At 36.9% G+C, this 25,996-nt stretch carries 21 protein-coding genes and 1 tRNA gene; 11 read left to right on the top strand and 11 right to left on the bottom strand.

The window, feature by feature from the left end:
• The first annotated feature begins 3 nt into the window (after positions 1-3).
• A tRNA-Ser gene (locus tag IM793_RS05705) sits at positions 4-90 on the top strand.
• Positions 91-360: 270 nt separating this feature from the next.
• Here the strand turns inward: IM793_RS05705 and IM793_RS05700 are convergent.
• The 4 genes from IM793_RS05700 to IM793_RS05685 all read right to left on the bottom strand — a co-directional run bounded on the left by IM793_RS05700 (position 361) and on the right by IM793_RS05685 (position 3,527).
• A complete protein-coding gene (locus IM793_RS05700; RefSeq protein ID WP_193420131.1) occupies positions 361-765 on the bottom strand; it encodes a VOC family protein in 405 nt (134 codons plus the stop codon).
• Positions 766-798: 33 nt separating this feature from the next.
• Positions 799-1,548, bottom strand: coding sequence for a DUF6597 domain-containing transcriptional factor (locus IM793_RS05695; protein WP_193420130.1), 750 nt, complete (start codon positions 1,546-1,548; stop codon positions 799-801).
• 307 nt (positions 1,549-1,855) lie between these two features.
• Positions 1,856-2,608, bottom strand: a complete 753-nt coding sequence (locus tag IM793_RS05690; RefSeq protein WP_193420129.1) for a hypothetical protein — start codon at positions 2,606-2,608, stop codon at positions 1,856-1,858.
• Positions 2,609-3,083: 475 nt separating this feature from the next.
• Positions 3,084-3,527, bottom strand: a complete 444-nt coding sequence (locus IM793_RS05685; protein WP_193420128.1) for a hypothetical protein — start codon at positions 3,525-3,527, stop codon at positions 3,084-3,086.
• A 433-nt stretch (positions 3,528-3,960) separates the two neighbouring features.
• On the opposite strand from IM793_RS05685, the gene IM793_RS05680 reads away from it, so the two are divergent.
• From IM793_RS05680 to IM793_RS05650, 7 genes are all read left to right on the top strand, one after another.
• Complete coding sequence (locus IM793_RS05680) at positions 3,961-5,733, top strand: alpha-L-fucosidase (protein ID WP_227256142.1); 1,773 nt, start codon at positions 3,961-3,963, stop codon at positions 5,731-5,733.
• A gap of 891 nt (positions 5,734-6,624) precedes the next feature.
• Positions 6,625-8,139, top strand: a complete 1,515-nt coding sequence (locus IM793_RS05675) for a sulfatase-like hydrolase/transferase (protein WP_227256141.1) — start codon at positions 6,625-6,627, stop codon at positions 8,137-8,139.
• A 76-nt stretch (positions 8,140-8,215) separates the two neighbouring features.
• Positions 8,216-9,250: a hypothetical protein gene (locus IM793_RS05670; protein ID WP_193420127.1), complete on the top strand. Its 1,035-nt coding sequence runs from the start codon at positions 8,216-8,218 to the stop codon at positions 9,248-9,250.
• A gap of 186 nt (positions 9,251-9,436) precedes the next feature.
• Positions 9,437-12,775 carry a ferritin-like domain-containing protein gene (locus IM793_RS05665; protein WP_193420126.1) on the top strand — a complete coding sequence of 1,113 codons (3,339 nt, stop codon included), beginning with the start codon at positions 9,437-9,439 and terminating at the stop codon, positions 12,773-12,775.
• A 126-nt stretch (positions 12,776-12,901) separates the two neighbouring features.
• Positions 12,902-13,054 carry a hypothetical protein gene (locus tag IM793_RS05660; RefSeq protein ID WP_370629761.1) on the top strand — a complete coding sequence of 51 codons (153 nt, stop codon included), beginning with the start codon at positions 12,902-12,904 and terminating at the stop codon, positions 13,052-13,054.
• Positions 13,055-13,106: 52 nt separating this feature from the next.
• Positions 13,107-13,373, top strand: a complete 267-nt coding sequence (locus tag IM793_RS05655) for a hypothetical protein (RefSeq protein ID WP_193420124.1) — start codon at positions 13,107-13,109, stop codon at positions 13,371-13,373.
• Between the two features lie 61 nt (positions 13,374-13,434).
• On the top strand, positions 13,435-13,812 hold the full coding sequence (locus tag IM793_RS05650; protein WP_193420123.1) for a response regulator transcription factor: 378 nt from the start codon (positions 13,435-13,437) through the stop codon (positions 13,810-13,812).
• Between the two features lie 163 nt (positions 13,813-13,975).
• On the opposite strand, the gene IM793_RS25100 is transcribed toward IM793_RS05650, so the two are convergent.
• From IM793_RS25100 to IM793_RS05630, 4 genes are all read right to left on the bottom strand, one after another.
• Entirely contained in the window at positions 13,976-14,107 is a 132-nt protein-coding gene (locus tag IM793_RS25100) for a DUF4372 domain-containing protein (protein WP_227256165.1), read from the bottom strand.
• 119 nt (positions 14,108-14,226) lie between these two features.
• The gene (locus IM793_RS05640; RefSeq protein ID WP_193420121.1) at positions 14,227-15,453 is read right to left on the bottom strand and encodes an alpha/beta hydrolase-fold protein; all 1,227 of its coding nucleotides are present in this window, start codon (positions 15,451-15,453) and stop codon (positions 14,227-14,229) included.
• 387 nt (positions 15,454-15,840) lie between these two features.
• Complete coding sequence (locus IM793_RS05635) at positions 15,841-17,199, bottom strand: amidohydrolase family protein (RefSeq protein WP_193420120.1); 1,359 nt, start codon at positions 17,197-17,199, stop codon at positions 15,841-15,843.
• A 109-nt stretch (positions 17,200-17,308) separates the two neighbouring features.
• Positions 17,309-18,406 (bottom strand): hypothetical protein, encoded by a 1,098-nt coding sequence (locus IM793_RS05630; protein WP_193420119.1) that lies wholly within the window; start codon positions 18,404-18,406, stop codon positions 17,309-17,311.
• Between the two features lie 564 nt (positions 18,407-18,970).
• Here IM793_RS05630 and IM793_RS05625 point away from each other — a divergent pair.
• Positions 18,971-20,062 carry an erythromycin esterase family protein gene (locus IM793_RS05625; RefSeq protein WP_193420118.1) on the top strand — a complete coding sequence of 364 codons (1,092 nt, stop codon included), beginning with the start codon at positions 18,971-18,973 and terminating at the stop codon, positions 20,060-20,062.
• A 292-nt stretch (positions 20,063-20,354) separates the two neighbouring features.
• On the opposite strand, the gene IM793_RS05620 is transcribed toward IM793_RS05625, so the two are convergent.
• Positions 20,355-21,719 carry a S41 family peptidase gene (locus IM793_RS05620; RefSeq protein ID WP_193420117.1) on the bottom strand — a complete coding sequence of 455 codons (1,365 nt, stop codon included), beginning with the start codon at positions 21,717-21,719 and terminating at the stop codon, positions 20,355-20,357.
• Between the two features lie 373 nt (positions 21,720-22,092).
• Positions 22,093-23,265 carry a serine hydrolase gene (locus IM793_RS05615; protein WP_193420116.1) on the bottom strand — a complete coding sequence of 391 codons (1,173 nt, stop codon included), beginning with the start codon at positions 23,263-23,265 and terminating at the stop codon, positions 22,093-22,095.
• Between the two features lie 204 nt (positions 23,266-23,469).
• Between IM793_RS05615 and IM793_RS05610 the strand changes: the two genes are divergently transcribed.
• Complete coding sequence (locus IM793_RS05610) at positions 23,470-23,976, top strand: GNAT family N-acetyltransferase (protein WP_193420115.1); 507 nt, start codon at positions 23,470-23,472, stop codon at positions 23,974-23,976.
• Positions 23,977-24,234: 258 nt separating this feature from the next.
• Here IM793_RS05610 and IM793_RS05605 read toward each other — a convergent pair whose 3' ends face one another.
• Positions 24,235-24,510, bottom strand: coding sequence for a hypothetical protein (locus tag IM793_RS05605; protein ID WP_193420114.1), 276 nt, complete (start codon positions 24,508-24,510; stop codon positions 24,235-24,237).
• 809 nt (positions 24,511-25,319) lie between these two features.
• Between IM793_RS05605 and IM793_RS05600 the strand changes: the two genes are divergently transcribed.
• Positions 25,320-25,988, top strand: coding sequence for a suppressor of fused domain protein (locus IM793_RS05600; protein ID WP_193420113.1), 669 nt, complete (start codon positions 25,320-25,322; stop codon positions 25,986-25,988).
• The last annotated feature ends 8 nt before the right edge of the window (positions 25,989-25,996 follow it).

Below are 25,996 nucleotides of genomic sequence, written 5' to 3'. Positions count from 1 at the left end.
AGCGGAGAGTTGGCAGAGTGGTCGATTGCGGCAGTCTTGAAAACTGTTGACTTGTTAAAGGGTCCGCGGGTTCGAATCCCCCACTCTCCGCATCAAATTAAAGCCTGAACTTATAAGAGTTCAGGCTTTTTTCGTTTTTAAAAACATATTCTGGCGCAAGTCTTAGCGCCTCGGGCTTAAAGCAATTGCCTGCTGAATTGTGCTTTAGTTAAAAGCAATGTATTAACCTCTAAAAGTCTCAATTAGTTGGGTGTTATTAAAGCACAAGTCAGCCAACCCGTTACCCGCAAACTAAGACTTGCGCTAGTAAGGGTAATCAGGGATCGTCATCGTTTTGAGACATGGTAAATTAAATGACCGTTAATCATCAGCTTTTTCTGCCAGTTGAGAATATAACTCGATTAAATTACCTTCGGGGTCTCTGAAGTGTACAACTCTGGTTCCCCAATCTGACATCGATTTCGGCTCTGATAAAAAATTCACTTCCTTATTTCGAAGTGCTGAGTACACCTTATCCACATTGTCTACCTGCAAAATAATTACAGTTTTGTCTTGTACAGCGTCATTTTTGTTTACCACTTTATTTATAGCAGTATTCATAAGCTCAGCTTTAAACAAAGCAAGTACGGAGGTGCTTCCAATATTGAAATTTGCATAATTGTCGCCTAAACCACCCCAAGAGCATTCCAACCCCAGAATGTCGTTGTAAAATGTAAAGCATTTATCGAAGTTGTCTACTAATAGCCTGATGTTACTAAATTTCATTTTGCCTTTCTTTAATTTTTTAATGATACAAAATTACTTTTCTTCCATCGTGGCTAATTGTAAAAATCGGTCGTTTTTGTTTTCAAAAAGCTTTGTTGGATTATTCCCTGTAATTTCTTTCATATCTTTAATGAAATGTGATTGGTCAAAATAATTTTGTTCGGGAAAGAACTGCCCTTTTTTAACAGATGAAAAGGATGCGAAACATTTCAAAATCTTACAATATAATTTTAAAGGGATACCAAATCTGTCCTGGAAGTAACGATTAATCTGTCTGCTACTCCAATATACGTGCTGAGAATATCCATCAACTGATAGTTCGCCATTGGTCTGATATAGCAAATTGAACAAATTCTTCTTTCTAATGTCAATACCTTTTTGATCGGATATAGCTGAAAAAATTGTTTTATTCAACTTTTCAATGATTGTTTCTACATTATTGAATGAAAGCTGGTCTAATTGCCAAAACCCGCTATTCATTACTTGTTCACTATTTAAAATTGCAGAAATTTTTTGCTTTAAAATGTAGTCAGCCGCTAATAATTTGAACCGTATCCCAAAAAGTTGTCTGCCAGGTTCGATGGAAACATCCACTGGTTTTGTCCACAACCCAGTCAGCGAAGTTTCTTGTTGTTTGTAACGCTCAAGTGAAATGATAAGGTCAAAATAGCCGTCAGGCAAAATTGTAAAGTCCAGTTTTTCAGCTGTGGAATTATCAAACCACCAATAGCTTTTTATAAATTTAGCTAGTAACCGGCCGGGAGGAAATTCTTTATATATCAATTATTCTGGCTAAGATTTTATTATCGGCGTTAAGAAAACGAACAATATGTTTCTGCGTATCACAAAACTACAATATTTAAATTTGGAGCAACGGTAAGTTAATTTAAAAATCTTATGAATCACAGGCAAATAAAAAATCTAAATCAATTAATGGAACAGAAACAAGATGAATGATGTTCCAAAAATGAAGGATTGCCTTATTTACTAAGCAGCGAAATAAATTTTCGAAAAACCGCTGTAAGTAAATTACTATTTTAGCCATAGTGCATCCTCGATAGTCATCCTACACTAAAGATTTTTTAAGTTATTAATTTATGCCTTCTGCGACGGGTTCAGGATCTAGAACAAATTGTTTTTCCTTTACATTAAAGTCTACATTGAGATATCCTCCAACCCTGCCGATCTGATTGGAGACGAGGAAACTGTTACCTTTTCCGGTCATAATATTATCATAGATGATGGTCATGACGTTGCCTGTCGGTGATTCTATATTATCAAAATTAAACGTTTGAAAAGTTTTATTCGTTCGCTTATCCATGATCTTTAATGCGCGCATGTGTGCCTCTGTTGATTCGCTCTTTTTGGCATAAATACCGATAAAATAGTAATTCTTTAAAGAAGGATACTGAAGGATCTGGATATTGTCAAACGATTCGTCCGAGCGATCACTGAGACGGTCTACAAGCCGGAGGTTTACCTTTAGTTTACTTGTATTACTGCTCCAGGTACCTGTGAGCTGCTGAAGTGAAAAATTAAGATAAAAAGTTGCAGCAACCTTGTTCCCTGCCCCTATTTCATAAATTTTTATGGCTTTGGTATTTTGGTTAAAAACACCTTCTAGCCTGATGGGATGATTAACTTTATCATATTTATATGCGCCGATAACATTAAATCTCTTTTTCGCAGGTTCACCAAAATAGCCTTCTTTTATCTGAAAAGACAAAGTAACAGGATATCTGCCGACAAGACCTGTGTAATTATAAGTATTGTACCAGCCGGCAAAGCTTTTTACCGAGATTAATATAAAGGCTGTCGCCAATAAAAAAAGCTTAGCTTTCATGTCTGATTATTTGATTGTAATAAAAAAAGGTGAAAATGGACACCCACATTGATATTATTCTTTCACATCAAATGCTGATCCAATTAACGAGGAAAATGTACTTCTTTTTCTCCAATATCTCCTAAAGGAGACTTGCACTAGTAAGGGTTTTTAAAACCATATTCTAGCGCAAGTCTTAGCGCCTCGGGCTTAAGCCATTGCCTGCTGAATTCTGCTTTAGTTAAATTCAATGTATTAATCTTTAAAAATCCCGATTAGTTAGGTTTTATGAAAGCACAAGTTGGCCAACCCATTACCCCGTACACTAAGACTTGCGCTAGTAAGGATATTATTATAATTTACCGATTTTTTATCATATTCTACCTGCAGTTAATCAATATAGTCATAAAAGCTTTTAACATTCATAAAAACAGCTGGATTATAGGGATCTCCGGGTTTATGTTTTGAAGAAGATCAAACTGTAAGCCGTGAGATGCTACTTCCTGTTAATCAATGCTCCTCGGTCTTTAAATATTTTCTGACGGTTAATGTTTGATAAAAAGATGAAAGTTCCTAAAGCAACAACATAAATAATCAAAACATATATATTATTGATGCGTTGAACACCTATATTGTAAGAAGTAATTTTTTCCTTATACCTATTTGCAAATAAGTATAGCAATATAAAAACACCAAAGATTATTAGAAAATATGTACCACTTCGTATATGCAAAGCTTTATCCTTAAATGCAAACACACATAACGAAATACTTAAAATTATCGAACTAATTAATATTGTAACTAATATTACGGCACCTAAAAGCGGACTCTGATTACCTACTTTCTCTAAAAAAGAATAAACTCTATTTAAAATTAGTACTACAATTTTCATATTATCTTTTTGGTTTATCAAAAACGCTTTTGCCGCTAAAATACTCATATCCCATCTTACCATGAAAATAAGTTGCGCTTACACCCGCTCCTATTGGCCCTAAAAAGCCTATTACCCCGAATGCCGTGTCAAAAGCGGCTTCTGTACCGGTGATATCTCCATTTAAATATTGTAATCCCGTAACCGCAATACCAAGTCCGCCAACTATATTCCCAGCAACTGAATATCCTTTTGCGGCTCCTAATGCACTTTTAAAAACGTTCCTACATCCCTGTACCCCACGTATGAATCATATCATGAAGGCAATTAAATAGCCCCCTGTTTCAGGTATCTTCCAGGCGTAAAACAAACAAGAGGCTTGCAATCATATTACAATTGATTTCACAGATTAGAAATAAGTGTTATATTGGAGTTTATTAATCTTGACCTCATCAGCATTTGTGTTGCTGAAGTCGATTAGATTACAATCTTAATTTAATTCATGATGAAAATTTTAAAAGCCTGTGTCTGCTTTGCTATTATTTTACTTTGTTTTACAACAATACGGGCACAATCAACAAATAAAAAAAGTGCTGTAAAGGCAGTCACTCCAATACCACAGATACCTCCTCCCGGAGCAATAGATAGTACGCCAATGGGCGACTGGAACTCATTTTCTGAAGTAAAACTTAATTTACCCATTTATCCAGGCCCCTTCAAGCCTACCTGGGAATCTATTGAATCCAATTATCCGGGAGATCCTGCCTGGTTAAGAGACGCGAAGTTTGGCATCTGGGTTCATTTTGGGCCACAGGCATCCGGCGAAAGTGGAGATTGGTATGCTCGCAGGCTATATACTCCAGGTACCCCCGCATATAAAAAACATCAGGAAAAATATGGCCATCCATCAGAAGCCGGATACAAAGAAGTTCTTCGTGATTGGAACCCTAAAAAGCTGGATCCGGCAAAACTGGCTAAAATATATAAAGATGCAGGAGCAAAATTTTTAATGATCCAGGGTGTACATCATGACAACTATGATTTATGGAACTCGAAATATCAGCCATGGAATTCTGTCAATATCGGGCCTAAACGAGATCTGTTAAAGGAATGGGCAAAAGCATGCCGTGCAAATAACATCCGCTATGGTGTTACCTTTCATCACGAATATACCTGGTGGTGGTGGCAAACAGCATTCGGCAGCGATACTGAAGGTGCAAAAAAAGGAATCCCTTACGATGGTAATCTTACGCTTGCAGATGGAAAAGGCAAATGGTGGGAGGGTTACGATCCACGCATGCTTTATGGAATTGACTTGCGTGAATACAAGGGGGTGGCAGAAAAATCGCACAGTCGCTCGTCGCCGCCTTCGCCGGGAATATTCAGCAAACACCTGGATTATGCGAAATGGTATGCAACAAATTGGGCAATGCGCATGATGGATGTGGTAGAACACTATGATCCTGACTTTATTTATACAGATGGCACGGTACAGGGCCCTTTTACGGGTAATGGTACAGGTACCGGTTATAAGGCTGATGCTATGCAGAGCGTAATTGCAGACTACTACAACAGAACCCTGGCGCATCGTGGAAAGGTGAATACCTTCAGTATTGTCAAGTTCCGTGACAAAACCAGCGGTATAGTTACTACAGAGGAATTCGCTGTTCCGGAAAACATCAAAACAAATCAGCCCTGGATTGCAGAAGCGCCTGTTGGAGATTGGTATTATGCACCCAACTTTACCTATGATTCCGGTATGATGATCAGATATGTGATTGAGGCAATCGCCAGAGACGGCAATGCTGCACTTTGTGTTTCATTACTGCCTGACGGTTCATTGGATGAAGGCAGCTTAAAGATGCTTAAAGAAGTAGGTATATGGATGCGCAGGAACGGGGAAGCGGTATACGGAAGCCGGTCCTGGAAAATCCCGGGAGAAGGGGAACAGCAAAACGGTAAGCTAAAAATGCTACCTGGTGGAAAATTGGGCCAGAAACAGGCAGAATTCAAATTTAGCAAAGAAGATTTTCGTTTTACGATAGGTAAAAATGGGTCACTTTATGCTTTTTGTATGACTGCACCAGAAAAAGGAGCCGAGTTAAAAATCAAATCCCTTGGTTTGGAGCAGAACTATTTAAATAAAGCAATCAAAAATGTCAGCTTGGTAGGATATAAGGGTAAACTGGAGTGGAAACAACAGAATGATGGATTGATTATAAATTGCCCTTCAGAAATGCCTTATGCGACCGCTGTGGCATTTAAAGTAGATTAATTTGCTTGAATGGGTATGTTTTGGTCTCCCCTATTCAATTAATACAGGTGAGGGCGTTTAAACCCTGGCTAATATGCAAATTGTGATATATTAAGTCAATGAATAGAAATATGGGTGTTTTAAGCTTATTCCTTTTCCTAAACGCAAGTTTTTCATGCGCTGGTGCACAAATTCGGGATTTAATGCCAGCAATGATCAAAAACTCAACCTCCTTATTAAACATACCTAATAGTTCCATTCTAGCGCAAGTCTTAGTGCCGAGGGCCTTAGCCGTCGCCTGACTTGTGCTTTCGTTAAATCAATACATTAAATATCTCAATTAGTTAAGATGCACTGAAAGCACAAGTTAGCCAACCCATCACCAGCACACTAAGACTTGCGCTCAATGTCATTAAGTTAAGGGTTTTTAACCACAGATGAGCACAGATAAACACCGATTTTCAAATCTGTGTGCATCCTTCCTATCTGTGGTTAAATTATTTTCTTGTGCCGTATGGCTTAACTTAATGCCATTGGACTTGCGCTAGTAGGGGCAACTCACGGGCTATCCGCTCATACGCCTCGTGGCTTATACTTTGGCCGGTATCCGCTGCTATCCCTGTTGCAAAATATAAGGATCACCATGTCTTTTTAGTTGAAACAGACGTAAGATAAAAAAACCTTTGTTTATAGATGTTCAAATACTTAAAATTAAGTATTTGACTATGTTTTTTTCCTGACTACATTTAGTATACCAAACGGAGAAGTGTAAAGTCTTACCTTAAATTTCTATTTCATTTTTTCTTACGGGCTTGCAATTGGCAATACCCTTTAAAACCTATGGTTGTTGAGGGTTGTCCAACAATTGACAAAACCTTACATCCTTTTCTTAATAATTTAACAAATAAACTAATGAACTTAAAAGAAAAACTTAATGAAATTGGGCAAAAGCCTGACATGATTCTTATTGTTACTGATGAGCAACGTGCCACACAACATTTTCCGCTTGGATGGGAAGAGAAAAATCTCCCAACGCTAACGTTTCTAAAACAGAATGGATTTAGTTTTGACAGAGCTTTTTGCAATACCTGTATGTGCTCCCCAAGCCGGGCAACCTTATTTACAGGAACATATCCTGCCAAACATGGTGTAAGCCAAACGCTAACCGAAGGAGGTCTTTTATCTCCGCAAGAACCAACACTAAGTAATTCTTTGCCCAATATAATGAATGTACTTTGGGCAGATGGTTATGATGTGCAATACAGAGGCAAGTGGCATATGAGTAAAGGAGTAGCGCCTAATGGAACTAAAACAAATTACGAAAGTTTAACCGCTGCAGATATTTCATTATACGGAGCAATGGGATGGGTTGCTCCAGATGCTGGCGAAGATGTTAATCCCCTTAATTTTGGTGGCGGATATGCAAATCACGATGCAAAATATACAGCCGAAGCCATACAATATTTGAAGCAAGTAAAAGCGCAAAGAGCAGCTGGAAATCATAAACCGTATTGTCTTATTCTTTCACTGGTAAACCCGCATGACGTATTAGCGTATCCAAAATCGGCAGGAACTTCAGGATACCATTCCGATAGCTGGTTAGGCAGAGAAATTGGACTTCCTGCTACCTTAAATGAAAATTTACTTGAAAATAAAAAACCAATGGCACAGGAACAAATTTTACTCAGTATGGCATTAAGTCTGGGCGAAATAGCTAGTGAAGAGGATAAACTAAACTATATTAATTTTTATGGTTATTTATTAAGTCATGTTGATAAAGAAATTGGATATCTGATTGAAGAATTATACAAAGAAGATGAGCATGGAAATAAATTGGCAGATGCTGCAATTGTTACTTTAACATCTGATCACGGAGAAATGGGTTTGGCTCACGGAGGATTGCGTCAGAAAACTTTTGTTGCTTATGAAGAAGCATTAAGAGTACCACTTGTAATTTCAAATCCAATCTTATTCAAGGATCACAAAATAAAACAATCAATGGCATTGGCTACATTGGCAGATATTATGCCTACTTTTATTGATATTGCCAATGTATCCAATCCACCCACAGGACTTGCGGGCACAAGTTTACTTCCTGTAATGGAGAATAATACTCCTGTTCAGCATAGTATCTTATTTACTTATGATGATATTAAGGCAGGCTCTAATAGCAGTTGGACGATTATAAAAGCTGCTAATCGTATTCGTTGTATCAGAACAGAAAAGTGGAAATTCGATTATTACTTTGATGCTTCAACAGCTTATTTCAAACAATATGAACTGTATGATTTAGTCAATGATCCGTTAGAAAGTACCAATCTTGCTTATGATCCGGCATATAGCGAAATCAGAAAAGATTTAGAAGCGCAATTGCACCAACTTGAGATAGAAAAACTCTGGGTCAATATGCCAAAAGATGTTTATTAGTAATACAACATTCGACTAAAAACATCTTTAAAATCTAAAATACACCCATTCAAATAGTAATAAAAAAAGCAAAATTATGTCACAAAATATAAAACCAGAGGTAAATACAATAAGTTATGCAGATTTTAATAATCCTGCCGGGCAAACAACCATACAAGGAATCAGAGGAGTTTCGGAGTCTGAAAATGTATATATCGCAGGCAGTTTAGTAAGTTCGAATAATCTTGTTCAGGGATTAATTTATGAGGGAACAATTAAAGGAAACGGTAACGAAGGAAAGTGGTATAATGTTAATTTTCCGGGTTCACCAGAAGCTACCGTTATTAATACTTCTTGCTACGGACCTAATAATGGACCTCATGGTACGATACAGTTAGTTGGATCTTATAAAATATCAGCCTCTACCGGTAAAGCCCCTAGTGGAAATTTAGGATTCTTTTACGAAGGTCCTGTTGATGGTTCAGGAACGTGGGTTCAGGTGTCACCCAATGACGGGAATACAAATAATGTATTTGTTCATAGTGTAATGGGTGGTCTTGCTGTTGGAAATTATGATGTTGATGATGATAAAAACGGATATGCATTTCTCTATGATATAGTCAATAAAAAATGTACAGACTTTAAAGTACCCGATTCATTAACCACTACTTTGTATGGCATTTGGCATAATGGTGAAGATAGTTATACTATGGCAGGAGGATATACAAGCCCAAAATTCGGCAAAATAAGTCAGGCCTTTTTGGTTGATTATAATTCTAAAACGAAACAAACCAGTAATTTGAAATCATTTAGCTATAAAAACGAAACAGTTTTGTCTATAATAACTCATTTTGAAGGCATTACTATTTCTAAAGAGGGTGGTTATAATATGCCATCGGATTGGCTTACGGTAAATGGAGAAAAAAATGGAGCATCATTTGTTTCTGTTAGTAGAAATTCTGACGGATCATTTGGAGAAGCAAATTGGATAGATATCGATTTTCCAGACTCAAGTGTTACAAGTGCTAATACAGTATATCAAAATAATATTTTAGGTATTTACGTAGTTGTAGATAGTAGTGATACAAAAACAGTATCATCTTTTGTTGCAAAAGTAAATATCGAACCATAGAGGATAATGTAATTTTGAGTTTTTGTCGCATTATAGATAGGTTTTAGAATTTAAAGACTTTACGAAAGTCACTAAATCAATCAAAAATCATATAAATTTATATACTTGACCAGATAAATTAAACAAACGCATCTTAACCAATTACGCTCCATGAAAAACAATGAACTGAACATGCTCGTGGGCATGTTGCATCAGGCCTCCAAGCTTGAACATTGCCTGCTGGATACTTATCTGTATACGGCATCAACCATTAAAAGCCTGCCAGAAGAATTTGCCATATTGAGCAACGGCAAACCCAACCTGAGGAAAGCTATCCAATTTGAAAAGGCCCGCCAGTGGAAGCAGAGTATCCTTGGCGTTTCACACGAAGAGATGATGCACCTCCACTACGTGCAGTGCTTACTGCGCGCACTTGACGAGTCTCCAAGCTTTGCCCTGCCAGACCGGAAAAAAGACACCGGTAACTGGTTTATCTCCAATTGGGACATTTACCAGCCCGGGGATACCCAGGATGAGGGTACCGAAATCCCACTGGAAGGATTAACCAGTAAGCAGATCAAACAGTTCATTCTTTTTGAATCGACAGATTCTCTACAGGATTCAAGCCCGTTCGGTGAACAGAACAAAGCCCTATTCCAGAAACTCTATGAATTTGAACTGGATTTTCATCTCGAAGGGATCCTGTACAACATTGCCGACCAGCAAAAGAGAGACGACATGAAAAAGGCGTTGAACGATATCTACCTCAACCTGGCACCGAGTGACGAGGGGATGTTAAAGGCTGCCTTTCTGGAAGCCTTGCCCGATGCTGAGGAAGACCTGAAATATGTGCGTTTTCAGTCAATCGGAGACTTCTATACCAAAGGGATTCTTCCTCTCTACCAGCAGGCCTTCGACACCGGCAAGGTTAAAAATTCAAACCTTGGTTTCAACAACGAAATGCAAGGTTTTGCTGCAGGTGAAGGATTTCTGCCCGTTGGCCCTGTCTACAGGAGCAAAAATTATACAGAATCTTCAACAGCCAACGCACAACATGCATTGCGTTACTTTAAAAATGTAGAAAGTATCGTAAATGAAATTGTGGAGGAAGGAGAAGGATTTGAAGGATTCGAAGCCACAGCAGAACGTTTTTTGGCCAAAGTAACTAAAATTGGCGGAACAAGACAGTACCTTGATGCCTGGAAAAAGGACAAAAGGAATGCCCGAACCAAAGGATACAGCACGCCCCAATGGCTTGCAGATGCAGAACTGTGCCGCCAATCGCACCTATACAGGTTTGTGATGATCTATATGGATATGGAATTTGAACAGAAGCTCTGCGAAAATGTGGGCACTACTTTCAGTGCAAACCGGGATCCGCTGCCAATAGATATGGATAACCACGCCCTAAAAAAATTGGTTACCGAAATGCCCAGGCAGTTCAATGCCTGTTACCTGGTGATGCTGTCATGGCTTTCACGCATTTATGAGGTCAAGCTCTGGGAGACCGACAAAGACCGGAGACTGGCAATTGAGATGATAGCCACCTGGCCGATGATGTCCCTGTCTATCAGACCGTTCTTAGAGCTTATCTCCTTTTTTCCAGTTGATCTTAAAGCAATGTTCAGGCTCGATAAGGATGCGCTGCCAGGTTTACCGACAGACGCAACGCAACTGGCAGATTATTTTTTAGATAGCGAGCGAAGCGAAGCCATCAATAAACAGGTCGATTATCTGGCACTCCGCGTAATGGCAAATGTATCTGATTGGGCCAAAGAACAGATTGAGGTGGTTAAAGCCAATCTCAGCGGTTATCAGGCAGAAATGATCATCACAAGGCTTTCCGGACTATCCAGATTGAATGAGTTCGAAAAACAGTTTCCTTTCCGCGAACATGGCGGTTATTCCAACACCATGCCCGACCTGAACTATCAGCAGGAATTCCCAGATGCAGGACTGTTTAGTGAAAATCCTTCAATGCTTGGACAGGAACCTAAAGATCCGAATGAACAGGACAGGATATTCGAAGACGCACTGGTACTCAAACTGCGCTTCGGCGGTTTCGGCCTGGTCCAGCTTTCTACAGACCCAGACCCACCGACTGATGAGTCCGGCTGTACTGGAACGCATATGCTGCATGCCGCAGACGGGGAGCGGACGCTTGATCGCGCATTGGTATGGCAAGACCTTCCCGGACAAAAAAATATCCTCAGGGAACCAAGGGAAAAATTGCCCCCTATAGGTGTCAATATTATTGATCTTACGCTACAGGTAACTGCTAACAGCGGGGCAACAGCCGGATACGTGCCTTTACAAATCATGCAATCCACTGGTGCGGTGCAGACTTCGGGCGTACAACAATACCTGGAGGTTAATGGTCTCAATGACCTGGTGAAATATGATTCTTCGGATGTGCTGAGCGCGGGAAGTTTCCTACGCCTCAACCTGCTTGAAAAGGACGGCATAAGGCCTTTTTTAAACGGGGACAACCATCTGGTATCAAAAGACGGGGAACCAATTGATCCCTTCATCATTTCTGTTACCGACGATCAACACCAAAATATCTTTCAGCGCGAAATTTACAATAAAGGCAAAACTTTGCTTGAAATGGATCCATTGCAAAGGGTGGAAACTTCGCGGTGGCCAACAGGATTTGATTCCAACCTGGATGATATCCCAGCCTGGCTAATCGCCCATCTTCCAGCAGAATACACCCAGGCGCTGATGCAGGGGCCACCGACCTACCTGGCCAGCAGAGCGGATGTTTTATATGAAGAACTGAACCTGCTTTTGAACAATGGGGCAGTCATGGATCAGAATAAGGTTGATCAGTTAATTTCCTTCACAGAACGCCTGTTTTTGATCACCGTGCCAAGAGGAACCACAATGGGCTGGCTTTCTATCTTGCTCAACTATGGCCACTCGGTAAGCGGTATTCTGAAATCGTCGGAAAGCGATAATCCCGTTTATGATCTGATTGAACGCGAACTGAATATCAAAGTGAGCTGTCAACCTGAAGAAAAAGACCGCACCAAAGCGAATTCAAGATGGGTGGTCAAATACACTAAGGGAATTATGGACACTGATGCGATAACCGATTTAGTTTACGGTGAGCTTTATATTCCTTTACAGGTGATACCCGATGGGAGAAAGTTCAATATCAAAAAGAAATGGGTATTTGCCCCGGGAATGAAAGACCTCGTGGCCGGTTATACCTGTGATTTCTCAAAACCATTCTGGGACACTTTCATAATAGAAGATAAAGTGAGATCCATCACATTACCTGGCGGTATCAAAATAACAGAGACATTGGCTGAACATGATACTTATAGCTACAGTTATACAGCCAATGGGGTACCAGGGATCGATGGCTATACAGGTTCATTTAAGGTGAGCGTGATGGATGACAACCGTGTGGAACTACTTTTGGAAGTCAGCTTCGGCTTTGAAAATACAGCTGCATTTAAAACAATGACTACCATTGTAGGGGGCTTCTTTAGCTCCACCTCAGCTGCACTAAATGCCCATTTTTCTCCGGAGCAATAATAAGCTAATAATATCCATAGGGCTGCCGGTCTGGCAGCCCTATAATAAGATACTTCATGAGATCAGCGCTTGTTTGCCGCAAAATTTAACCAGGAAACCAATATAAAGGGCTGGCTTTTTGTAATCATGCATAATACCTTTATCAACAGGTATAGAAAACAACAGCGCGAACGGGAACGCGTTTTACAGGTTGAAGAAATCTCCTCAGAGCAGCTCTGTACAAGCGCAACCGCAAACCACGCAGAAAATAAGTTTGTAGGAGATGTTCTTTTTTATTAATTACAAAACATTCGGCCTTTTTATGCTGTTTATTTTTTATAAAACTACATTTATGTCAAATACGGAAAACAAGGGAAAAGAAGAAGTGCAAGCAGATCAAAGAAACGATTCAGAGCAGCTAAACCAGATTGCCCTGGGCAATACAGATATAGAAATTACTCCGGAGCACAATAACAATGATCTTTTAAGTTTGCCCAAAACTTCGGGCACGGGTTCTAATCCTGCGGCGGCTACTCCTGAATCGCTCATAATACGCGAAGATCCAAAAGAAAAGAGATATGGAGAGGATGCAAAAGACAACAAAACTTCAGGTGAATAATGTTAAAATTGTTCCGCTGCGCTATTAACGGACATCAGTCTATGAACTGAATTAAGATACTATGAACAAACTGATCGGAATCCTTGAAGATGACGAAGGCATTAGAGATATATTACAGTTTCTTCTTTTAGAAGAAGGTTATCAGGTCGAATGCTACACTACCGTAAATAATTTTTTAACCAAAAAGGATTCCAGTCCGCATCTTTTCATACTGGATGTAATGTTACCTGACGGGAATGGCCTTGAGGTATGCAAGATGTTAAAGTCGTCACCAAAAACTTCAGCCACACCAGTAATTATGATGAGTGCACATGCCGATCTGCAACAGATGAACAGTGGTTGCCGGGCAGAAGAATTTATAAAAAAACCGTTTGATATTTTCGCAATGCTGGAAAAAATTGTACAGCTATTAAACAAAGATAATCCACCTGCCCATTAATATAGTTCTGAGGATGTTAAAAAAAGAATAAGGTACAGCCTTCCTTTATGTTGTATTAGAAATTATTTTCTCAAATACTGTACTTTTTCTGTTTTTTCTTTCTTTTACTATAAATGAATATATTCCTCTTTGAGCACACCTGATTGTTTTTCGGCAGTTATATTCAAGCTGGAAACGCCTTATAATAACAGTTTACGCCATGTTCAATAGCCAGTTTGTCGAATTTCGTCTTGGGAAGAAAATCTATCATCTGTTTAAATACTGGCTGACCGACCAAATGCTTATCTTTATCCATCATCTTTTGATTTGTGGTAAAAAAAGGTATAAAAAAGAGGCTACTTTGTTGTAGCACCCTTATATTATTAATCTTTGTCGGTTAATGATGAGAATCTATATTAATCCAGTCACAATATCTTATTTTAAAGCTTTGAGCTTAGCAGCAGTTTCAGGGTAATCTAAAATAGATAGAGCTTTAATGTAATACTTTTTAGCCTCTTCTTTTTCTCCTTTAGCTGAATGATAATCACCCAAAGCATCATACACGTTGAAACTATATGGGTAGTTTATTTCATTCATTTGAAAGAAATGATATGCAGATTCGAATTTATTAGCTCTTAAAAAAACATAACCCATATTGTTGACTATACTTTCTGAGGGCAGTATTTCATAGCCCATTGATTTAGATATTTGTTTGTATCCAGCCTTCAGTGCATCCAAAATTGTTTTGTCTTTAACAGAGGCATTAAATAAATCGTAGTTGTCAACGGACAGGAAGTTATAATCTCGAAAAATATAATGAAGCCCGTCATACTCACTGATAAACGGTGCAGTATTATGACCTTCTTCCTCATAATATTTAATTTTCCAAAGTAATTTCTTGTTGCCATTTCTTTGTAGGGCACTTTTCAATCTGTCCATGGCAAGAACAGCATCATTAAAAGGAGTTATTGTTTTTCTAACTTCTGCCGTATCAAGCTTATTTTTAAAACCATTAGCAACAGAAATAAATACGTTTCTGTTATTAAACTTTTTATCGGAAAGTATATGCTCTGCTTCTTTTGTCAGCTTAGAGTTGTCGTACCATAAAGCAGGGTCTATTGAAATGTATGAATTAAATAATTCTGTATGCTTCAGTAGGGTGTTAATAACAAATAGCCCGCCCAAAGAATGTCCTATCAACATACGGTACGGTGCAGTTGGATATTTGGATTCAATTTCGGGAATCAGTTCTTTCTGCAGAAAAGCCGTAAATTTTTTCCCTCCGCCTGATGATTTGGCTGAGACGCTGTCTAAAAATATTCCTGAAGTTATGTGTGTCGGAGTAAAATCTCTTATCCTGTCGATGTTTGGTATAGCTACAATAATACACTCCTGAAAAACCCTTAGTGAACCCATGTTTTCCATCATAGCTGCAAGTCCCTGAAAATGTTGCTCACCGTCTAACAAATAAATTACGGGATATTTTTGTTTGCCAAATATTTTCTCAGATGCACTTTCAGGAAGATATACAAAATATTGCCTTTCTTCCCCGAGAATCTTTGAGTAGGTTTTGTAGGTTTTGCCTATTGAAATATCATTTTTTTCTTGTGAATAGCTGATTATTGTTGTCAGAAAAAATAACAAAAAAAGAAAATTTTTCATGTCGGTTATATAGTGGCTTTCAAAAAGACAGTTTTAGAATTAAAATGTTGCGCAACATACTAAATTTGAAAACACGTTGAGCATATGAACTAGTATCATTATCAAAAATTGTTGGAATAATGATATAGGGGTTGCACAAATACCTTAGTTTTTCTGTAAAGTTAGTTTAGATAATAAGGCCGAAATTTAAGCTATCATCCCTAACTAACAATCTCATGATATGCCACTTCTTATAAAGTGGATCGACTGGTAAATAAATCGCCGACATTTCCCAAAGATTGTTTTATACCTCCAACATAGTCTTATTAAAGATTTTGCTTTCCATCAAACATATCATTCAGTGAAATAATGATAAACTTTTCTAAGTAAATATATTATCTGAGCATTCTATTTTATTGATTGTTCATATACCATTCCATCTTTAATGATTATGCTTTCGGACAGAAAATTGTTTGCATTGTCAAATGGGCTTTGATGCCAGATCAGCAGATCAGCCCGCTTACCTTTCTCGATTAAGCCAACTTTTGAATCAATCCCTAAAGCCTGCGCTCCGTTAATCGTACAGATTTGTAATATAGAAGATATTGAAAACCCACTTTTAAATAGCAATAATTGCTCGGCCTGAAGCGACTTTCCACCGTTTGCCATGTCTGTTCCGATCCTTAATTTAATTCCTTTCTCTTGCATCCGTTTAACATACTTCATGAAAATTTCAAAGTTTTCCTCTGTCCTTGTTTGTTGATTTAGTAACGAGGATGAATCGGCAAGGGAACCTGCCTGAAATAATTCAGCCAGAATATTTATGCTGGTTGAAAACGTAGCATTTTGATTTGCGAGCTTATCAATCAAAATATTAATTTCAGCCTGTTTATGTTCGTCAATATATCTGAACATCTCTAAAAACATTTTCAGTATATCGGAGTGTGTTTTTACTTCTCCATAGTGCCCGGTGAATTCTTTATTAAATGTATCCCAATCTTTATTCTCTTTGATTACACTATAAGCGATGGTGACCAGATGTTCATAATTTTTTAAACCAATATCTAAAGTTTGATCCATAGTCATTACATTTTGGTCAATATGACCATAAACCCTCATGCCTAAGCTATCTGCAGTTTTAAAAGCAATTTTAAACTCGGAATCTCTTAGCCTCCAGTAGAGTTTAATATGCCTGATGCCAAGCCGGTAATACGCTTCAATTTTCTTCTTTGCCGCCAAGGGACTTTCAACAACTACGTGACCAATATAGGTTGGTCTGTCTTCTTTTGAGATAATGGCTGCACCAGCTGTATAAATATTGATATGATTCGGGAGCGGGTTAACCGACCAGTCCAGGATTGGCTTGAGCCACTTTTCCGGTTGCCCCATCATCATAACGGTAGTGATCCCGCAAGGAAGATAGGCATCAGTTAGGCGCTGTCTATATACAAGCAATGAATCTTTTACCAAATACTCAGGTGCTTTGTCATAGTCTCCAAATACATCTGTGGGATGGATGTGCGCATCAATAAAACCTGGGGTTACCAGTTTTCCTTGCGCATCAATGGTTTTTTTTGCAGCGAATTTGCCAGTGTTTTTAAGAATATTACCAATGATACCATTTTTTATAAGGATGACCTGTTTCGGGCCGACTAATCCAGTTTTAACGTCGAAAATTTTTGCATTTTTTATGGCAAGATCATATTTTTTTTCCTGACTAAAAGAGCTGAAGCTGAAAAACAGGCAGAATATGGTTATATATCTCATGTAGTTATAAAAAGATTAAATGCAGGCATATCTTTGCTTCTGATTATCAAATGTTACGGTTTATGATTTCGCTAATAACCAAAGTAGATTAAAGCAGTTGAGGGCTATACTATAAGATTTCCTTTTCTATAACTTTTTTTAGATCTTCCCTGCTCTTCCCGGTTTTTAGCATAACTTTTTCTAAAAAATTATCAGAAGTAATGCTCTTATCATAATATAACTGGTAGAGAAAATTTATTCCGTATTGTTTAATCAAATAATTGCAACAGGCAGCTGCAAATGTGTAGGTAAGCGCACTGTTGTATTTACCATTAACTTCCCTGGCGTACAATTTATCAAAACTACAATTACCACTGTTATAACATGTTTTAAGTTCCTGAATGCCTTTAATGTAAGTAGTTTTACCCTTGTCGGTACCACCGTACAAAGTAGCTATCCCCTCCTGTAAGAAGAAGCAATTGGCGCCTGGGCCTAAAACTGCGTGAATAAACTCATGCTGGTAAGAAGGGTTGTTGTTAATGCCTACAATATACCCATCCACATTGTTGGTAAAGCCAGTGAGACCGCCATTACCCCAGATAATAATATTAGCCAGGTTATTTAGTTCCCCTTCATTGGAACACATGTAGTATTCAATGGGCTGTTTCAATACCGGGCGTTTTAATATTTTGCGTATCGAATCCAGGCTTTCGCTCGCCCTGTCCATAGCCTTTTTACTAATCGTATAAAAAGGCGAAAGGTAGAAATGAATATTTTTAGTTTCATACCTAACAAAGAGTTTTGAATCATACGCCTTACAATTATCCAGGTAATAATTCCCGTCTTTATTTACGATATAATATTTATAAATATTAACATAAGTATTGCCCTCTTTATCCGGCTTACTGCGGGCAAGCAGTTTAAAGTAAGATAAGGTATCATTAATGGACTGCAATTCTACCAGTTGAAGATCAAATTTCGTTGCAAACTTTTTTGGTGAATACCTGTTCCACAGCCAGTCCATATTATAATCGTAGAAAGACCTGTTTTTATATTTAGGATGCCATAACTTATTTGTAGTGGTATCCTGACCCATGTAAACCTTAATAAAACGACAAAAATCTTTAGCTTTTTGTGAGGTCGTATCAATCTTATCAGATATGTGAACTTGTGCTTGTAATTGATGAAAAAAGAAGAAAAGCAGTAGGATAGTGAAGATTTTTCTCATTGTACGGTAATGATAAGCACTTATATATTCAGGTGTTCTAAAGTAGAAATATTAGTTGAAGTGACAAAATTAGGTAATAAAGCTGCGTTTAAAAATTAGCGTGCATTATCATTTGAGATTGAAACAATGGTAATTCGTTACAAGAATATCTTCGTTTTTAGTTAATCCAAATTATCAAAAATCCAAAATTGATTTGATTAGTGAAATGAATTTATGATAATCATTGATTAAAAAATAAATTCTAAAAAGCCAATATAACGGTTTGACCTTAATGTTTTGAAGCGTTCCTTATTATCAGATATTGATGTATGTGATACTCACAACTCCAGGCAAATCCAGGATGATTTCTATCGGACCAGGTAATTTGAAAAGAATTGTTAAAGTTAGTTAAACAATATCTGAAGGTCTTATCCATCGGATATATTTGGCCGTATGATTAATAGATATTTACTAATATTCACCCTTGCTATCCCGCTCCTTTGCGGTGCACAGTCTAACAGAATAGATGAGGTAACTGTACAGATCCATAGTGATAACAATGGCCGGTTTTCAAATTTAGAAATCTTGAATAAAAATTTCGAAGGCGTACGGGTAGTGACTTTGGGCGAACAGACACATTTCGACGGTGCAACTTTTGATGCAAAAATTCAGCTTGTAAAATATCTACATGAAAAACTTGGCTTTAATATTCTTGCTTTTGAAAGTGGTTACTTTGATTGTAGCAAGGCAGCTGAACTATTGGCACAGCGTAAATCTAAAGGGATATTAAAGGAGGCTGTTTTTGGTGTTTGGGACAATAAGTCCCTGGCTGAATTAGAAGAATATATTTTATATACGCAAAAAACCTTTGCACCTCTAATTGTTACAGGATTTGATACCCAGTTTAGTGGTAGTTTATCAAAAAAATATCTTTTCGGGGATTTGAGCGCATTTCTGAAGGACATCGGTGCATCCAAAATTAGGAAAGATCCGGATTGGATAAATTTTGAATCTGCTCTCCAGCGACAAATCAAATATTCAAACTTTTATAAAAAACCATCTGCAACCGATACCTCTTTGATTGGAAAATTTGCAAGAAAGATTTCGGATTTTATATCAAATAATGCTAATGCAGCCAACCAGAATGAAAACGGGTTCTGGTTAAAAGTTGTTTCTAATTTAAGGAATGATTCAAAGCGTCGATTTAGTAATGAGAATTTTAGGGACAGCATCATGGCAGAGAATCTATTGAACTTAGTCGAGCAAAGATTTAAGAGTGAAAAAATAATTTGTTGGGGTGCCACATCACATTTTATCTATAATCAAAAATCCGTTAACAGCAAAGAATATGAAACTTTCATTCCAATGGGTGAGTACCTGCGTCAAAAGCTAAACAAAAACTTATTTACCATCGGTTTTACAAGCTATAAAGGAAAAGCCGGCTCAATAATCACACATAAATTAAAAGAACCTCCTAAAGAGAGCTACGAAGGACAATTGGGTAAAAAAGGTTACGCATATGCGTTTACAAGTTTTCGGAAAACATCTGCAAATAAAAAAATCGATGCCGGCATAGAAAGCAGGCTTTTGGGTAACAGGTTCCAATCTATGGATCTTAACCAGGTAATTGATGGAATATTTTATATAGAAACCGCCTATCCTCCCAGGATGAACTAACCAGGAGTTGACACACCAATAATGATCAACTTGTTAAACATAAACCTTCGTCTTTGTTGACACAAATTATCAAAAACCCATCATCAAAACTAATTTTAGGCAGAATATTATTAATTTATTAATGAACATATGTCGATCTCGTTAAATTTATTGCACACTCTAAATGAAATCCCAAAATAAAAATATATTTATTTAAGTTAGGATTTACTGACGTAGAATAGTGCCAATAAATATCATAAATCCATGAAATTCCGAAACGATCCAAATACCAAGGAATAATGACAACTGTCGATCAATTGTTATCTTGACCTGCTAACTGGAATGCGAAATTTAGTTGTACATCGTTCTTATTGATGATATCTTGCGATGTCGGCTGAATCTTATATTCTGGAATAATCCCCCTTCCAATCTCCTTTGCGGTCTTAACTGCCATTTCGTATTTAACTGTACCAAATGAAATCTCCATTTTTGTATTCGGCAAAACCAGTTCGGACTGTACACCAGATGTGTTTCCATCATATGTCCCACCTGTTTCTTCTCCAATAAACTTTCCACGCTTGTTGCTGTAGGCTATCGCACAGAATTCCGCTGTTGTAGAGAATGACAATCCGTCAATTAAAAACCATACTTCACCATTATAAGATTGATCGGGATATATAATTTCAAGATTTGGATGAGCTTCTTTCGTTAATTGATATCGATTATCATGTATCTTTTTAAACATTTTAGGTGTCAGGTTATTATAGGAAGACACATTGCTTTTGAATTTATCAAAATCCATTTTCATTGAGATTGTCTGCAAGCTCTTGTAATACTTAAATGGTTTATTTGCCAAATAAGAATAAAGCTGGCTACCGTAAGTATCTCGTCCACCAGTATTTCCACGAAGATCGATTATCAATTTTTTTATATTAAGATCTCTTATTTTCTTGAAAGTATTCTTCAGAAAATCACTATAATCTATTTTTAGTTCTGACGGTTCAAAGCTCCTTATGGTAATTAATGCAATCTGGTTAGATTTTATAGAAAAATCAAGAAGTGGTTGATGGACATCCGTGTTTTCATTTTTAAGTATGTTTTTTTCAAGATCAGCCTTTATTTTTATACTTTTTATTTGCCCATCTTTCAACTTGTAATCAACATCAAAGAAAGGTGTCTCACCAAATTCTATGAAATAATAGAAATAAAAGAAGTTGTTTAAAATGTGATATTTTTTAGTCTGAATATTTCCATCAGACACTATATACTTAAATAACTCAGGTATTACAGCGTTGATAGGTCGTTTATTAATGGAGATAATTTCAGACCCCGCAGGGATTTGGGGAGCAGCGACAGCATCCACCCATGCTTTACCGTCAATAAACCGGAGTTTTACTGGAAAAAACGATGCCCTCTCACTCCGAAAAGTTTCTAATGCAGGTGGCAAACTACAATATAGGTGTCCATCCTTCATTTTACTCATTAAAATTTTTAGCATTTTGTAAAACTCTAAATCGGTGGTTTTTTCACTGATCGAAGCATAGCAACTGTCAAATACAGCACTCATCGTCTTTTCATCAGAATATCGGTTAAGTGATGGATACGTATTTTGAATACTATTTCTAAAAAAAGTAAAATCTTGTCTTAATCGGTCAGCATGATTGATATTAGAATTCAAGTTTAATGTTTGTCCATACGAAAGAAGCACAGAGCAAGATATTAATATGAAGGTTATCGTTTGATAAATTTTATTTCCGGCCATTAATAGATGTTTCCTTAAGGGTCCAATATAAATTAAAGAATTATGATAATCAATGCCTCAACTTGCTATAATCATTATTCCTGCATGGAAACACATAACATGTGTATGCCGGAGCAAGTTCAAAGTACATTTAAAAACCGCTTTTAGTACTATTCTGTAGGAGCCTGGTCAAGCTCAGCTATTTATAATACATAATAATAGCAAAATGCAGGAGGACTTAAAAGACCATTTAAATTATATTGTAAGCCAGCCTCTTATTAAAAAGCGAGGGAATAATGAGAATAAGTCATCATTCCATTAGTGCAATTTTAATCTTGTCGCTTAAAATGGATATGTTGTCTTGACTAAGGTTATCATTAACAAGTATCATGATCCCCATTTTGTCTTCAGGATAGGCGATACAAAGTGTGCTAAATCCAATACCTGTTCGGCCACTATGGTAAAGAAAGCGTTTTCCATTATCATTGCCAATCATCCAACTTAAACCTACACCCGTACTGTCTGTTTGATGGTAAGTTTCCTTGTGTGATAATCTTATAGCCGGGTCGGTTTCTTCAACATTAGCGATTACATATTTAAGCATATCTGCCATGGTTGAATTCATACTTGGCCCACCAGGGTAAAAAAGGTTAGTATTAATCTCATTAGTTTTTTTATTTGTGAGATCATACCATTGTACAGGACGTGATGCATCTTTATATCCCTGAATAAAACGGTTTAACTGGTTCACAGGAATTTTCGTTCTTGTATCGTAAAGGCCAAGGTGGTTTTTAAGGTAATTTGTTACTAACAGCTCATACGGTTGATGATATATGCGTTCAAGTAAAAGAATAAGGATTGTCATGGCGTTGCCGTTATATTCGTACTTGGTACCGGGTATAGTGTCAAGCTTAAAATCATGCATATCTTTCAATAGTGTATCCTGATTATACCGGGCAAAAAAATCAAGCTGTTTGGGAAGACTTATATTCTTTATGCTATCCATAATTTTTGCCGGAAAATTTCTGGATGACTTCGGCAGACCAGACGTATGATTGGCTATGTCAATCAACCTTACGGGGCGACCTTGGTATTGCAAGTTAGGATACTTTCCCGGGAGATATTTACGGATGTCGTCTTGTAAGTTTGCTCTTTTATCTATTACAGCTTGTGCAAGCATAATTCCAATAAATGTCTTTGCCACAGAACCTAAATTAAACAATTGATTTGCTTTAATTAGTTCACCTGTTCCTTTTTTTGATTCACCATAGTTGTACATTGAACTTCGTCCATCTTGATAAATAGCGATTGAAAGACCAACCGTGCCCGGATTAGCCATATAATCTGCTGCAGCTACCTGGACAGCCCTATCTAATTTGTTTTTGAGGGGATTATCTGTAAGCAATTTTTCTGTTTGTGACCAGCACGGAATAGAAATTAAACAAAGCATTATAACTCTAAATATAAAAAAGCATTTTTTCATGGAAAATATTTATATTATGATACATAACATAGTACCTTGTTACATAAAAGAATCTCATTAACGATAATGGATAGTTATCTATTCTATACAGGATTTTTCCTTCAATATCTTAACAAGATATGCTAATATACAGTCGGTCGGGAATAATTGATTAACATTGTGCCTCAATAAAATTTAATCAACATTCACACGGTATATAGGTTTATGTCACTTCAGATTCAAACAGATAGATTAAAGTTGCTGCCGTTTACTATACAGATTTGCGAGGAAGCATTGTCTTGTTCAACTTCATTTCTTGCAGATTTAGGTATTACGCCCGGGTACGGATGGCCAGATTTGGAGACTTTGGATACTTTACCCAGAATTTTAAATAATTTGAATAAAGTAAAATATCCTTCTGGATTTGAGTCATGGATGGTGCTCAATAAAAGCACAAATATATTAATTGGAGACATTGGATTTAAGGGGCTTCCTAATGAACATGGTGAAATTGATCTTGGGTATGGGATTATTAAAAGTGAAACTCAAAAAGGATATGCAAAAGAAGCAGCTTCAGGGCTAATAGAGTGGGCATTTAAGCAGACCGGAATCAAAGCCATTACTGCGAGTTGTTCAAAGGAAAATTTGGCTTCACAACAAATATTAACCTTCCTTAATTTTAAGAAAGTTGGGGAAGATCAAGAGATGTTCTATTGGAAATTGATGAAGTAGCCTTTTCAAAGCTTACGGCCTATTGCTTTACAAATAAATAACTTGATCCCTTTCCGGAATTTGAAATTACTTTGTTAGTTATTTTTTACGGTTTAAATCAGGAACACAAGAACATATCTTTTTCCAAAATTGCTTCGACCTGAGTACGGCTGGGTTGTTTCATATACACTAACCGGAGATCGAACCGGCAAAATCCGTTCTAAATGCTAAATAATTTCCGCACCTATTTCGTACCAAAACTTTAAACTGGATGAATAGCTATTTGATTTTCAGCGATTTAATTACAGAGTCTACAATAGCAGTATGCGCTATTATATTAGTTGCCTCAGCCATACTTGTAAAAGAAAATGTTTTGCCAGCAGAATTAAAAACACTAAAAATCCCCCTATTTGAAGTATTATTTTGATTGGTTTCGAAATTCTGACGAAGTACTTTTTGCGAACCAATTTTAAATTCTTTGGCTTCATCTAATACCCCAAACTCAATATTTCCGCTGGTATAACTAATTTCTGATTGCTTGATGAGATTATCCAATGTTTCTTTTAAAGTTCCAGTACTATCCGATGCAGTAATTATAATGAATTCTTGACCTCTTATAATTTTATGATTAATGATAGTGATGAATCTACTTTTGGCAACACCATCTATTGGCTTATCTTTTTCTACTTTCCAATGTGCTGGAAATTGAAAACTTAAGCCGTCTTTTTCATATAAAATGCTTTCCTGCTTTTTACTAGGCGAATCATTACAGGATGTGAATAAAAATACAAGTTACAGCAATACTTTGAAATACTTTTTTCATAGGCTCAATTTAAGAATTATTTATTTGCCAATTACATAATCATGTTCAATATTAAAATCTATGAATTTTAAGGTGACGAATAAAAAGTAATTCGCCACAAATATTTAATTAAATCAAGTTGTTAGTTAGGTGTTATCTTATTTAAAGTAAAAGCGAATATAAACAGAGTCTCAACAGCCAACCTTCGAAAGTCACCGCATGGAGCTTTCTAACCTGATGGGCCCCAAAGTACAAAGATGACACAACCGCCGTTGTGATGATCTCGCTGTCACTTACCTGCCTGCGGCTATCTCCATGACCGCTACTCGTTTTCAACAAATCATCTATAAAACAAAATATTCCTACTAATTTTATCTTTGGTAAGCATCATCATGAGTTCTTTAGTTGTGGTAAACCAAATTTCTCTTTTTTGATGCTTAATTTTACCTTTTTTAACCCGCAACTTGAGTTAATTATTCCCAGCGAATTCTGGAAATCCTCAATTGTGAGCTTAAAATTCAATATATTTATTTAATAAAACAGCTTATTCAAATGAACTGATATGAACGAATTTTACGAAAAGTTTCGCAACAGAACATATTTTGACAACCACGGAGAAGCAATTGCAAATCACTTAGACAAATTTTATAAATCAGATGAAATTACTGTTTTTCATGAAATGGTATCGCCAGATTTTCATTTGGATGTTTATTTGATCAATTCAGCAAAACATAGTTTTAACATCCTTTTAACTTCGGGCATGAGTTTGTTGGAAATGACTGTTCCAGACGGCGTAGAAAACCCTGAAACTTACACATTTGCCGAGTTGATGATTTTATTACCTAAAGCCATTGAGTTTGGCAAAATATTTCCGGGCGAAAACGAGAATGATTGGATAATAGGAATGCTTAAAGAAACCGCTCGTTTTCCGCATCATTACGATACATGGCTGGCTATTGGCCATACTTTACAAGCCACTACTGAAATGGAACCCTATAGCGGAGATACTGATTATGTAGGTTTGATTATTTTGCCTTCCGTAACTTTTGATGAAGAATTTACCGAAATTAAAACAACCGAAGAAACTATAAATATTTACAGCGTTTTTCCTCTTTATAAAGACGAGCTTGAGTATAAAATTGCAAATGGATATAATGCTTTACTAGATAAATTGATTGAGAAAAATGGCAAGGAGGTTTTTGATAATAAAAGAGGAAACTTGTTAGCTTAATTACCACA

Origin of the sequence: Pedobacter sp. MR2016-19 (genome assembly GCF_014947265.1) — a bacterium.
Classification (GTDB): Bacteria; Bacteroidota; Bacteroidia; order Sphingobacteriales; family Sphingobacteriaceae; genus Pedobacter.
Note: the sequence above shows the minus strand (reverse complement) of the source record. Positions and strands in the feature narration are given on the sequence as shown.